Genomic DNA, 12,838 nt, shown 5'->3' with positions numbered 1-12,838 from the left:
AGAAATATGCAGCAAAGCTGTCTGTCATAAAACTGTCATATTTAATACATTTAACTGTCACCAAACTGTCCTATTTTCTATCCTGCATCCACTAAACAACGATTTACGTTCACCTCTGCAGGAGACACTATGAAAGCTATGCGTACCACTGTCGCAACTGTTGTCGCCGCGACCTTATCCCTGACTGCTTTTGGCGCAAACGCCGCTGCAAGCCTGACTGGTGCCGGTGCAACATTCCCTGCGCCGGTGTATGCCAAATGGGCAGATACCTACAATAAATCAACTGGTAACAAAGTTAACTACCAGGGTATTGGCTCCTCCGGTGGCGTTAAACAAATCATTGCTAACACCGTGGATTTCGGTGCGTCTGATGCTCCTCTGGCTGAAGATAAACTGCAACAAGAAGGGCTGTTCCAGTTCCCGACTGTTATCGGCGGTGTCGTTCTGGCAGTTAACCTGCCTGGCGTGAAATCCGGTGAGCTGGTGCTCGACGGTAAAACTCTGGGTGACATCTACCTGGGCAAAATCAAAAAATGGGATGACGAAGCAATCGCTAAACTCAACCCAGGCATGAAATTGCCACAGCAGAATATCGCCGTTGTGCGTCGTGCTGACGGTTCCGGTACTTCCTTCGTATTCACCAGCTACCTGGCGAAAGTGAACGAAGAGTGGAAATCTAAAATCGGTGCAGGCTCAACGGTAAACTGGCCAACGGGTCTGGGCGGTAAAGGTAACGACGGTATCGCAGCCTTCGTTCAACGCCTGCCGGGTTCAATTGGTTATGTTGAATATGCTTACGCTAAGCAAAACAACCTCGCTTATACCAAACTGGTTTCAGCAGATGGTAAGCCAGTAGCACCTTCGGAAGAAAACTTTGCTAATGCAGCGAAGGGTGCGGACTGGAGCAAATCATTCGCTCAGGATCTGACTAACCAGAAAGGTGACGGCGCGTGGCCAATCACGTCCACCACTTTCATCCTGGTTCACAAAGAGCAGAAAAACCCAGAGCAAGGCGCTGAAGTGCTGAAGTTCTTCGATTGGGCATATAAAGACGGTGCTAAACAGGCAAGTGACCTGGATTACGCCGCTCTGCCAGACGCTGTGGTTGAGCAGGTTCGTGCTGCATGGAAGACCAACGTGAAAGACAGCTCCGGTAAGGCGCTGTACTAATTTTTTAAAGCTCGGGTGATAAAACCCGGTGTATAGAGTAACTTACGCCGGGTAAACCCAACACTACAAAGAGTAAGCTATGGCAGTAAGTAAGCCGGTGTTCAAAGCTCCTGGCAAACAAGGTGATGTCATTTTCAGTGCGCTGGTAAAACTGGCTGCGCTGATTGTGCTATTTCTGCTGGGTGGCATCATCATCTCCCTGATCATCTCCTCCTGGCCGAGTATCCAGAAGTTTGGTTTCTCATTCCTGTGGACTAAAGAGTGGGATGCTCCAAATGATATTTATGGTGCGCTGGTGCCGATTTACGGCACGCTGGTCACCTCGTTCATTGCGCTGTTAATTGCTGTACCGGTGAGTTTCGGTATCGCGCTGTTCCTGACAGAACTTGCACCAAACTGGTTGCGCCGCCCGCTGGGTATCGCCATCGAACTGCTGGCTGCAATCCCAAGTATCGTGTACGGCATGTGGGGCCTGTTTATCTTTGCTCCGCTGTTTGCGAAATACTTCCAGGAACCTGTCGGCAATGTGCTCTCTTCTGTGCCGATTGTTGGCGAGCTGTTCTCTGGCCCGGCATTCGGTATCGGTATTCTCGCCGCAGGCGTAATACTGGCCATTATGATCATTCCGTACATTGCAGCCGTTATGCGTGATGTATTTGAACAAACCCCTGTGATGATGAAAGAGTCGGCCTACGGCATTGGCTGCACCACATGGGAAGTTATCTGGCGCATCGTTTTACCGTTTACCAAAAACGGCGTGATTGGTGGTGTGATGTTGGGTCTGGGCCGTGCTCTGGGTGAAACCATGGCAGTGACCTTTATCATCGGTAACACTTACCAGCTCGACAACGCCTCGCTGTATATGCCGGGCAACAGTATTACTTCTGCACTGGCGAACGAATTTGCTGAAGCGGAATCTGGCCTGCACACCGCAGCGCTGATGGAGCTTGGCCTGATTCTGTTTGTGATCACCTTTATCGTACTGGCTATCTCTAAGTTCATGGTTATGCGTCTGGCGAAGAATGAAGGAGCGCGTTCATGACGACAATGGAAATGCAAAGCCGCGCGGCGCTCGCAGAATCACGCCGCAAAATGCAGGCACGTCGTCGGTTCAAAAACCGCATTGCTCTGACACTTTCAATGGGAACCATGGCGTTTGGCCTGTTCTGGTTGGTGTGGATACTATTCTCTACGGTGACTCGCGGTATCGATGGTATGTCGATTGCGCTGTTTACCGAAATGACACCACCGCCAAACACCGAAGGTGGTGGTTTAGCCAACGCCCTTGCGGGTAGCGGCCTGTTAATCCTGTGGGCGACCGTGTTTGGTACGCCGCTTGGCATCATGGCGGGTATCTACCTGGCGGAGTACGGACGTAAATCGTGGCTGGCAGAAGTGATTCGTTTTATTAACGACATCCTACTTTCAGCCCCATCCATCGTCGTCGGCCTGTTTGTTTACACCATTGTTGTCGCGAAGATGCAGCACTTCTCTGGCTGGGCTGGTGTGATTGCACTGGCGCTGTTGCAGGTGCCAATCGTGATTCGTACTACGGAAAACATGCTGAAACTGGTGCCAGATAGCCTGCGTGAAGCGGCTTACGCTCTGGGCACGCCAAAGTGGAAGATGATTTCCGCAATTACATTGAAGGCTTCTGTTTCCGGGATTATTACCGGGGTATTGTTGGCGATTGCTCGTATCGCGGGTGAAACCGCCCCGCTGCTGTTCACGTCGCTCTCCAACCAGTTCTGGAGCACTGACATGATGCAGCCGATTGCCAACTTGCCAGTGACGATATTCAAATTTGCGATGAGCCCATTTGCCGAATGGCAACAGTTAGCCTGGGCTGGCGTTCTGATTATTACCCTTTGCGTACTGCTGCTAAATATTCTGGCGCGCGTGATTTTCTCAAAGAGTAAACACGGTTAAATTTTGCGACGCGGCAAAGGCGGCGTCGGATGGAGATTAAGAAACAGATGAGTATGGTCGATACTACCCCAGACAAAATTCAGGTTCGTGATTTGAACTTCTATTACGGTAAGTTCCATGCCCTGAAAAACATCAATCTGGATATCGCTAAGAACCAGGTTACCGCATTCATTGGCCCGTCAGGCTGTGGCAAATCCACCCTGCTGCGTACATTCAACAAAATGTACTCGCTCTATCCAGAGCAGCGTGCCGAAGGTGAGATTCTGCTGGATGGGGAAAACATCCTCACCCAAAGCCAGGATATCGCCCTGCTGCGTGCCAAAGTCGGCATGGTATTCCAGAAGCCGACGCCATTCCCAATGTCGATTTATGACAACATCGCGTTCGGTGTGCGTCTGTTTGAAAAGCTGTCACGCAGCGACATGGACGAGCGTGTGCAGTGGGCTTTGACCAAAGCCGCATTGTGGAATGAAACCAAAGATAAATTACACCAGAGCGGATACAGTCTCTCCGGTGGCCAGCAGCAACGTCTGTGCATTGCACGCGGTATCGCGATTCGCCCGGAAGTGTTGTTGCTTGATGAGCCGTGTTCAGCACTTGACCCAATCTCGACCGGTCGTATTGAAGAGCTGATCACTGAGCTGAAAGAAGATTACACCGTGGTGATCGTTACCCACAACATGCAGCAAGCGGCCCGTTGTTCAGATCACACAGCGTTTATGTACCTGGGTGAGCTGATTGAATTTAGCGAAACCGACACGCTGTTTACAACGCCTGCCAAAAAGCAGACTGAAGATTATATTACTGGCCGCTACGGTTGATTTGGAGAAACAAATGGATAGCCTCAATCTCAACAAACACATTTCCGGCCAGTTTAACGCCGAGCTGGAATATATCCGCACTCAGGTGATGACCATGGGTGGGCTGGTGGAGCAACAGCTTTCTGATGCGATCACCGCCATGCACAATCAAGATGGCGAGCTGGCAAAGCGCGTTATCGAAGGCGACCAGAAAGTTAACATGATGGAAGTGGCAATCGATGAAGCCTGTGTGCGCATCATCGCTAAGCGCCAGCCAACCGCCAGTGACTTACGCCTGGTGATGGCTATCATCAAAACGATTTCTGAGCTGGAACGTATTGGCGATGTGGCAGATAAAATCTGCCGCACGGCGCTGGAGAAATTCTCGCATCAACACCAGCCGCTGTTGGTGAGCCTGGAATCACTGGGCCGCCACACCGTGCAAATGCTGCATGACGTGCTGGATGCGTTTGCGCGTATGGATCTTGATGAAGCTGTGCGTATCTACCGCGAAGATAAGAAAGTGGACCAGGAATATGAAGGCATCGTGCGCCAGTTGATGACTTATATGATGGAAGACTCGCGCACTATTCCAAGTGTGCTGACCGCACTGTTCTGCGCGCGTTCTATCGAACGTATCGGCGACCGTTGCCAGAATATCTGCGAGTTCATCTTCTACTTCGTCAAAGGACAGGACTTCCGTCATGTCGGTGGCGACGAGCTGGATAAGCTGCTGGCGGGTAAAGACCCGAAAGAGTGAGATCTATGAGTGGGGAATCCCGCTCTGTGAATATCATATTTAGTAAGCCGGATGAGCATGATTGCTATCCGGCTTTCTTTTTTACTTCGTAATATCCCAACCCCGTGCGCGCCATAACTCCGGCAACTGCGCTAAATCGGTAAAGGTTGTCACTTTTGGGTGGTCAATCGGCTGGTTGTGCGGGTCGGCGCAAAAATAGAAAACTTCCATGCCTGCGGCAATTCCCGATTGCGCACCTGCCATGGAATCATCCACCAGCACGCAGTTTTTCACATCAACACGCATGGCATCGGCTGCGTGGAACATGAGCGCCGGGTCTGGTTTCCACGTCTGAATATCGTAGCCGCTAAACAGTTTGTCCGGGAAATGGTGGAGCATGCCGGCTTTGCCCAGCGACTGATGCATCTTGCTGACCGGGCCGTTGGAAACGATACACATCGGCACGGTGATTTTCTCTACTAACGCTGCTGCACCTTCAATCTCAACCAGTTCGCTGTCGAACAGGCGAGAAACTTCGGCGCGATAAATCGGCTCCAGCTCCTCTTTTGGCAAGCTCACTCCATGTTGGGCATTTATCGTGTCGATTATCTCGTAGAGCTTGATCCCCTTGAAGGTCTTATGAACCTCATCGAGCGCAAGCTCGATGCCGTATTGCGCAAACATATGCACGTAGGCTTTGGAGCAAATAACCTCACTATCAACGAGCGTGCCATCGCAGTCGAAGAACACCGCATCTATCCGGGACATACCGCCTCCTTTTATTAAAGTGAACATGCATCTTACCCAATTTGCGCAATTTTTGCGGCACGCAATCGTTGCCGTATAAGAAAATGCAATGAAAAAAAATCTGTGTTGACCATCACGTTTTGTATTTTTTGGTATAGGATAGCGACGGATTTTCCCTCTCAATGTTCGGAATTAAGACTAATGAGCCAACCACAATCTACTCCGGCCGCAAATCCGGGGCTGCTCGAGCGCGTGTTTAAACTGCGCGAACACGGCACCACGGCCCGCACTGAAGTGATCGCCGGTCTTACGACCTTCCTGACGATGGTGTATATCGTTTTCGTCAACCCGCAGATCCTTGGCGCCGCTGGTATGGATACCCAGGCCGTTTTTGTCACCACCTGTTTGATTGCCGCATTAGGTAGCATCCTGATGGGTATTTTCGCCAACCTGCCAGTCGCACTGGCTCCGGCAATGGGCCTGAATGCGTTCTTCGCCTTTGTGGTTGTTGGCGCGATGGGGATCTCCTGGCAAATCGGGATGGGCGCCATTTTCTGGGGTGCCGTAGGTTTGCTGTTGCTGACCATTTTCCGCGTGCGTTACTGGATGATTGCTAATATTCCGGTGAGCTTGCGCATCGGTATCACCAGCGGTATTGGGCTATTCATCGGGATGATGGGCCTGAAAAATGCCGGTATTATCGTGGCGAATAAAGACACCCTGGTAACCATTGGTAACCTGACTTCGCACAGCGTACTGCTGGGCGCGCTGGGCTTCTTTATTATCGCCATCCTTGCCTCGCGTAATATTCACGCAGCCGTACTGGTTTCGATTGTGGTGACTACGCTACTGGGCTGGATGTTGGGCGATGTGCAATACCACGGCATTGTTTCTGCACCACCAAGCGTGTTGTCTGTTGTGGGTCAGGTTGATTTAGCCGGCTCCCTGAACATTGGTCTGGCGGGCGTTATCTTCTCCTTTATGCTGGTTAACCTGTTTGACTCATCCGGCACGCTGATTGGTGTGACAGATAAAGCAGGTCTTGCCGACGAAAAAGGGAAATTCCCACGCATGAAGCAAGCGCTGTACGTTGATAGCGTTTCATCTGTTGCGGGTGCGTTTATCGGGACTTCTTCCGTTACCGCGTATATCGAAAGCACTTCTGGTGTGTCTGTTGGCGGGCGTACTGGCCTGACGGCAGTTATCGTTGGTTTGCTGTTCTTGCTGGTTATCTTCCTGTCACCGCTGGCGGGTATGGTTCCGGCATATGCAGCAGCAGGTGCTCTGATTTACGTTGGCGTGTTGATGACATCCAGCCTGTCGCGTGTGAAATGGGATGACCTGACTGAAGCGGTTCCGGCGTTTATTACTGCCGTGATGATGCCATTTAGCTTCTCAATCACCGAAGGTATCGCACTCGGCTTCATCTCTTATTGCGTGATGAAACTCGGCACGGGCCGCTGGCGTGAAATCAGCCCATGCGTGATTGTTGTGGCGCTGTTGTTTGTGCTGAAAATCGTATTTATTGACTCACACTAATAGTGTTTTGTAGGGTGGATTAGCGTAAGCGACATCCACCCTAATTTATGCCTGTTTTGTCGGATGTCGCTGCGCTAATCCGACCTACGTATGATTCTCTCTGCGATACCTGCCCGGCGGCTGATTAAACGTGCGCGTAAATATCCGCGTAAACGTCTGCTGCGAATCAAAACCATACTTCAGGCTAATATCGTAAACCTTGTTATCGGTATCGCGTAAATCACGTGCTGCCAGTAGCAATTTACGATCGCGGATATATTTCCCGAGACTCTCGCCTTTGTACTGCATAAACAAACGCTGTAAGTGCCACTTCGAATAACCCGCATGATCAGCAATATCATCAATGCGTAATGGCTGATGCAAATTGTCGTCAATCCACTGAACGATGGTGTCGATAACCTGAGCTGAAATTGTCATTTATCCCCCTGCGCGGTTCATTTACATGGCGCCAGCAGACTCCCACCAGGCGCTAAATTGTTGGGCGTTGTCGTTCACCAATACAGGCTCACCCTGTTTCGGTGTTAACAGGCGAAAATCTTTATCCGCACTGGCTTGCGCAAGGCTTTTGTAGGGTGCATCCCAGGTGTGCTTAGCCAGTACAAAACGACCCGCATGGCCGGGAAGTACAGCGTGAGCATTCAAATCAACGGCAGCCTGCGCAGTCTCGTTCGGCATCATATGAATATTGTTCCAGTCTTCGTCGTACTGGCCGTTTTCCATGATGGCAAGATCAACCGAACCAAACTGTTCGCCGATAGCTTTGAAATGAGGCCCGTAGCCGGTATCGCCGCTGTAATAGACTTTATGGTCATTGGTGACGAACATAAAACTCGCCCATAGCGTCTGGTTGCTTTTCAGGCTGCGGCCTGAGAAGTGGCGAGCGGGTAAAACATGTACAGTCAGCTCATTCGAGACTTTTACCGCCTGGTTCCAGTCTTTTTCATGAATGATGTCGCTATTTACGCCCCAATAACGCAGATGTGAACCGACGCCCAGTGGCGTAATCACCTGGCGGATTTTCGGTTTCAGCGCTTTGATGGTCGCGTAATCCAGATGATCGTAATGGTCATGGGAAATAATCAGCAGATCGATCACTGGCATCGACTCAGCCGTCCATGGGTAATCGCCGGGAAACGCTTTATTCAGAAATGAAAAAGGTGCCGCGTAACTACTGAATACCGGGTCGATAAGAATGCGTTTGCCAGCCAGTTGGATGTACCACGAGGAGTGGCCGAGCCAGACCATGGTGTCTTGTTCTATCGGTAGGTTCGCCAGATCGGTTTTCACTAATGGCAAAGGTTGCTGCGGGCGCGCATTTTCAATTTTGCTGGTTAAAAACTCCCACATCGCTGCCAGCTTACTTTTCTTGCCGGTATAGCCTTCGGTAGGAACCTGGTTACGAAATTGCCCGTCAACGTAATGGGCTGAACGCTCAACTAAACTTAAACCTTCCCCTTGCGGAGCTTGGCCAAACCCGGCATTCAGGACAAAAGGCAAACTGGCTGCTGTTGCAATCAACATAATTATTACCGCGTATAAGGAGAGACGTTTCATATCCAGGCCTGCATATTCCGTACCATCCACTGGTACAATGCTATTAAACTTGATAATGAGTGAGTAAGCACTCATTATAGGTGCGGTGTGATAACCGTCAAGATCATTTTCAATCGCTGACATTGCGCGTTGCAGTGCTGTAGCTTGCGTGATTCAATTTGTGTTTTGGTGTGAATGAGGAAAAACGTTGTGGCTCGTCCGAAGAGTGAAGATAAGAAACTAGCGATACTGGAAGCGGCGACCATCGCTATTGGCCAGGCGGGGATCGTTGCGTCTACTGCGCAGATTGCTCGTGCTGCCGGTGTGGCAGAAGGCACACTGTTTCGCTATTTTGCCACGAAGGACGATTTGCTCAACGAGCTGTACCTGCATTTGAAACAGGGCTTACTTTTTTCGATGCAGGAGAATCTGGACCGCACACTGAAAGACCCGAAAGAATATACCCGTTACATCTGGAACAGTTATATCGACTGGGCAATCCGCAACTCACAAGCCCACCGCGCGATTCGTCAATTAGCGGTGAGCGATAAGATAGGCGAAGAAACCAAGCAGAAAGTGGCAGAGATGTTCCCGGAAATGCATGAGATCTGCTCGCAGTCGATATTGAAAGCTTTTCAAAACGGCCCGTACCGAGCCTTTAGCGACGCGATGTTTTCATCACTGGCAGAAACGACTATGGAGTTCGCCAGCCGCGAACCGGAGCGTGCTGGCGATTATAAAGCACTCGGATTCGAGTCTATGTGGCGCGCACTAGCGAATTAGCTTTTAACCCGCTTAATATAATCACCAAAAGCTGCCAGTTGCCCAGCCAGATGGTCAAGCGTGCTTTGATCGACCACTTCACCTGTTTGTGTATCGACTTTATTCTGAATCACGCCGCCCATAAATTCTGGCTTGTTCATCACCATCGCGTCGAGGAACACCAGAATCTGGCGTAGATGGTACTGACAACGCGCGCCGCCAATTGCGCCCATTGAACTGGTTTGAATCAGCACGGGCTTACCCGCCAGAGGCTGCTCAGGCAAACGAGATAGCCAGTCGATGGCATTCTTCAGCCCGCCCGGTACCGAGTAGTTATATTCCGGAGTGACAATCACCACACCGTCAGCGGCGCGAATTTGTTCAGCAATCGCTTCCACAGTTGATGGGAAACCCTCTTCTTGCTGCACATCGGCGTCATACAGGGGAATGTCTTTAATCGACGGTAACGCATCAACGCTCATTCCCGCAGGAGCGATTCCTGGCAAAGTACGAGCAACCATGGCATTGAATGAGCCATGACGTAGGCTACCTAATAACGTCACTATCTTTAACGTGTCGGACATGAATACTCCTTGGTGTCAGTACGTTCGGAAACGATCAGTTTTGATATAACACTTTTTCTGACGACATGCTGGTTAAGCGAATAATGCTGCCATTAGGATCCCGATAGCGAGATTTTACATCTCCCAGACTATGCCAGTTCTGCGGAGCTTCAAATTCCCACAAACTGAGCTTTTCAATGGCGGGTGACACCACGCATCCCCAGATCAAGAGTCCTTCCACATCGCTGATCGCTTCAATTTCTGATTGGTCGCTAGCGCGTATTCGCCCAGCGCCTGGCAGAAGCTGCAAACTTTCTTCGCGGCCTGTCAGTTTAAAAGTGCTTTGATGCAATGTGCGTAGCTGTGCGCGGGCTTCATCTGGGTTTTTTTGATTGTTTATCCAGATGGATTCATTACTGCGTAAAGTGGAGCCTGAAGCGACAGAGGGGAGATGCCCAAAAGACTGATTAATCTCAATATCTAATCCACAGCGGCCTTCGGTTGTTATCAGAACAGCGACATTGTTTCCGGCATAGGCAATGCTGAAGTCCATCAATGAAGGATCGGCAAAGTGTGGGCGTCCAGCAGCAGTGGCGACGATTCTCGGCAGTTGTTGAATGCCATAAAGCATATGTAGCAATTCAGCCAACAGACTGCGGGAGGCTAAAAATCGTGAGCGGCGGTGTTCTGGCATCTGGCGGGCGTGAGCATGACATTCGTCATTCAGCCGGCTTGAAAAGGGGTACTTTGGGTTGATCGTCCATCTTGCGAAATGCGTTGCCATTTGTCTCTCCTTGATACCAGGCAATGTACTCTGTTCTCGATTGTAGGTTTTTTAGCGGGGAAACGCACGGTCCACCATGGATAAAAAACGATCAAAACCTCAACAAATGATCAAGACCATGAATATTTTGATTTTAATTGTCTGCCAGCTCCGCCATTTTTAAATTTCGATAATTGCGTGGAGAAACGCCATTGATGCGCTTGAAGGCGGTACTAAATGCGCTTTCTGAGGCGTAACCGTATTGAAGCGCCAGCGTGGACACCGACAGCTCACTTTGACGAAGTGATTGCCCGGCTAAATACATGCGCCATTGCGTCAGGTAGGTCAATGGCGCGACACCAGCGATCGACTTGAAATACACCGCAAAACTGGTGCGCGACATCGCTGCGGCCTTTGCCAGTTCACTTAACTGCCAGTTTTGCGCCGGATCGTTGTGCATTAATGCTAGCGCAGGCTGGAGACGTTTATCGCTGACGGCTTTGAGCCAGTTACACGGTAGATCCGTGGTGGTTTGCAGATATTCACGCAAGATCTGCACAAACATCAATTGAGTGAGCTGCATCGAAACGACACTAAAACCGGGAAGGGGTTGAGAAACTTCTCGCACCAGTTGTTCAAGCAGCCACGATAAAACACCTGCTTGTTGCGAGGATGCTCGCACGTGGATTAACGACGGCAGCACTTGTGCCAACAGCTTTCCGCTATCCGGATCAAGCTTAACGTGGCCGCCAAGCTGAATGCAGTCTTTGCCATCGCCAATGACTGCGGTTTTGTTGTGACTGCCGCTAAATAAGGCTTTGGCGTCTACCGGCTCGGTGATGCAATCGCTTCCCAGCACAAACGATGGCGTGGAAGAAAGCAAAAATACGTCGCCTTCTTCGACGTAAACCGGCGTTCTTTCACCTTCAAACATCAGAACGCAGCGCCCTTTCACCAGCGCAAAAAATTTAAGGTATTCAGGCTTTGGGAAGCGTATCGCCCAGTCGCCGCCTGCACTAAAACCTCCGGCAACGACCGGTTTTGCATCGGCCAGACGAAGAAAATCTGAAAACGGGTCGCTGTGCATTCTGAACTCCTGAGCATGTTTCGTGAATTTTAGCGCATTCATCGTTCTATTTCCTGCGCGTAAACTACAGCCTGATTTGTTTACTTCTTCCGAGGAATCACCGATGCGTTATATCAAACTAGGCAATACCGGATTAGATGTTTCACCTGTGGCAATCGGAGCAATGACTTACGGTGAACCAGGCCGTGGCCATCCTGTATGGTCGCTGGATGAGGCGCAGAGTCGCCCGCTGATCAAACACGCGCTGGAAAGCGGAATTAACTTTTTTGATACCGCAAATCTGTATTCCCAGGGAAGCAGTGAAGAAATTCTTGGACGGGCATTAAAAGATTATGCCAACCGTGATGATGTGGTGATTGCGACCAAAATTCGCCACCCAATGCGCTCTGGGCCAAATGGCAAAGGGTTATCTCGTAAAGCGATCATGGCGGAAATCGACCATAGTTTGCGTCGATTAGGCACCGATTATGTCGATCTGTACTTAATCCACCGTATGGATAACTCCACGCCGCTCGAAGAAACCCTCGAAGCGCTGCACGACGTGGTGAAAGCCGGGAAAGTGCGTTATCTCGGGGCCTCCTCGATGCATGCCTGGGAATTTAGCAAAGCGCTGCATATGCAAAAAGCCAACGGCTGGGCGCGCTTCGTTACGATGCAAAACCACTACAACTTGCTGGCGCGGGAAGAAGAACGCGAAATGCTGCCGCTGTGCGCCGACGAAGGCGTGGGAACCATGGTCTGGAGTCCGCTGGCACGGGGTCGTCTGGCGCGTGGCTGGGATGATGCGAAAACGACCGAACGTTCAGGCAAAGATGGTTTTGCCGATATGCTCTATACCCAATTTACGAAGGAAAGCGATCGCCAAATTATTGATGCCGTTGGCGATATTGCCGCCATCCGTGGCGTTTCTCGTGCGCAAATCGCCCTGGCGTGGTTGCGTAAAAACCCAGTGGTGACTGCTCCGCTGGTGGGCGCAAGCAGCATTCAGCAAATCGACAATGCGCTGGCATCACTGGATATCACGCTGACTGAAGATGAGCTTATGGTGCTCGAATCGCCGTACACACCGCGTTATGACTTCCAGGGGATTTCTGACGAAGCGCTACTGAACAGCATTATGGCAAGAATCCCGGGTTTTCAATTGCCGTAACGATCAAAAAAATCCCGCAAAGCCATGAGCTTTGCGGGATGAATGAAAAGTAAGCG

The 12,838-nt window shown here is 50.6% G+C and carries 14 protein-coding genes; 8 read left to right on the top strand and 6 right to left on the bottom strand.

Going from position 1 to position 12,838, the window contains the following annotated elements:
• Positions 1-129 precede the first annotated feature (129 nt).
• From pstS to phoU, 5 genes are all read left to right on the top strand, one after another.
• Complete coding sequence (pstS, locus tag EDF88_RS17050) at positions 130-1,170, top strand: phosphate ABC transporter substrate-binding protein PstS (RefSeq protein ID WP_134185997.1); 1,041 nt, start codon at positions 130-132, stop codon at positions 1,168-1,170.
• 79 nt (positions 1,171-1,249) lie between these two features.
• Positions 1,250-2,212 (top strand): phosphate ABC transporter permease PstC, encoded by a 963-nt coding sequence (gene pstC, locus EDF88_RS17045; protein WP_064514859.1) that lies wholly within the window; start codon positions 1,250-1,252, stop codon positions 2,210-2,212.
• Positions 2,209-3,099 (top strand): phosphate ABC transporter permease PstA, encoded by an 891-nt coding sequence (pstA, locus tag EDF88_RS17040; RefSeq protein WP_064514857.1) that lies wholly within the window; start codon positions 2,209-2,211, stop codon positions 3,097-3,099. Before pstC ends, pstA begins: the two co-directional genes overlap by 4 nt.
• 47 nt (positions 3,100-3,146) lie before the next feature.
• Positions 3,147-3,920: a phosphate ABC transporter ATP-binding protein PstB gene (pstB, locus tag EDF88_RS17035; RefSeq protein WP_064514930.1), complete on the top strand. Its 774-nt coding sequence runs from the start codon at positions 3,147-3,149 to the stop codon at positions 3,918-3,920.
• A gap of 13 nt (positions 3,921-3,933) precedes the next feature.
• A complete protein-coding gene (phoU, locus tag EDF88_RS17030) occupies positions 3,934-4,659 on the top strand; it encodes a phosphate signaling complex protein PhoU (RefSeq protein WP_034499841.1) in 726 nt (241 codons plus the stop codon).
• A gap of 81 nt (positions 4,660-4,740) precedes the next feature.
• Here phoU and yieH read toward each other — a convergent pair whose 3' ends face one another.
• Positions 4,741-5,406: a 6-phosphogluconate phosphatase gene (gene yieH / locus EDF88_RS17025; protein ID WP_134185995.1), complete on the bottom strand. Its 666-nt coding sequence runs from the start codon at positions 5,404-5,406 to the stop codon at positions 4,741-4,743.
• Between the two features lie 180 nt (positions 5,407-5,586).
• Between yieH and EDF88_RS17020 the strand changes: the two genes are divergently transcribed.
• Entirely contained in the window at positions 5,587-6,924 is a 1,338-nt protein-coding gene (locus EDF88_RS17020) for an NCS2 family permease (protein ID WP_064514844.1), read from the top strand.
• Between the two features lie 84 nt (positions 6,925-7,008).
• Here the strand turns inward: EDF88_RS17020 and EDF88_RS17015 are convergent, their stop codons facing one another.
• Both EDF88_RS17015 and EDF88_RS17010 read right to left on the bottom strand, forming a co-directional pair.
• On the bottom strand, positions 7,009-7,341 hold the full coding sequence (locus EDF88_RS17015) for a RamA family antibiotic efflux transcriptional regulator (RefSeq protein WP_134185993.1): 333 nt from the start codon (positions 7,339-7,341) through the stop codon (positions 7,009-7,011).
• A gap of 21 nt (positions 7,342-7,362) precedes the next feature.
• Positions 7,363-8,478, bottom strand: coding sequence for an MBL fold metallo-hydrolase (locus EDF88_RS17010; RefSeq protein WP_134185991.1), 1,116 nt, complete (start codon positions 8,476-8,478; stop codon positions 7,363-7,365).
• Between the two features lie 189 nt (positions 8,479-8,667).
• Between EDF88_RS17010 and EDF88_RS17005 the strand changes: the two genes are divergently transcribed.
• Positions 8,668-9,240, top strand: coding sequence for a TetR/AcrR family transcriptional regulator (locus EDF88_RS17005; RefSeq protein ID WP_064514840.1), 573 nt, complete (start codon positions 8,668-8,670; stop codon positions 9,238-9,240).
• On the opposite strand, the gene EDF88_RS17000 is transcribed toward EDF88_RS17005, so the two are convergent.
• From EDF88_RS17000 to EDF88_RS16990, 3 genes are all read right to left on the bottom strand, one after another.
• Positions 9,237-9,803: an NADPH-dependent FMN reductase gene (locus EDF88_RS17000; RefSeq protein WP_064514838.1), complete on the bottom strand. Its 567-nt coding sequence runs from the start codon at positions 9,801-9,803 to the stop codon at positions 9,237-9,239. The two genes, EDF88_RS17005 and EDF88_RS17000, sit on opposite strands and share 4 nt — an antisense overlap.
• A 34-nt stretch (positions 9,804-9,837) precedes the next feature.
• Positions 9,838-10,566 carry a hypothetical protein gene (locus EDF88_RS16995; RefSeq protein WP_134185989.1) on the bottom strand — a complete coding sequence of 243 codons (729 nt, stop codon included), beginning with the start codon at positions 10,564-10,566 and terminating at the stop codon, positions 9,838-9,840.
• Positions 10,567-10,699: 133 nt separating this feature from the next.
• On the bottom strand, positions 10,700-11,632 hold the full coding sequence (locus EDF88_RS16990; RefSeq protein WP_134185987.1) for an AraC family transcriptional regulator: 933 nt from the start codon (positions 11,630-11,632) through the stop codon (positions 10,700-10,702).
• Positions 11,633-11,735: 103 nt separating this feature from the next.
• Here EDF88_RS16990 and EDF88_RS16985 point away from each other — a divergent pair, with 103 nt between their 5' ends.
• Entirely contained in the window at positions 11,736-12,782 is a 1,047-nt protein-coding gene (locus EDF88_RS16985; RefSeq protein WP_134185985.1) for an aldo/keto reductase, read from the top strand.
• Positions 12,783-12,838: the final 56 nt, after the last annotated feature.

Source organism: Buttiauxella sp. BIGb0552, assembly GCF_004366275.1.
GTDB lineage: Bacteria > Pseudomonadota > Gammaproteobacteria > Enterobacterales > Enterobacteriaceae > Buttiauxella > Buttiauxella gaviniae.
Note: the sequence above shows the minus strand (reverse complement) of the source record. Positions and strands in the feature narration are given on the sequence as shown.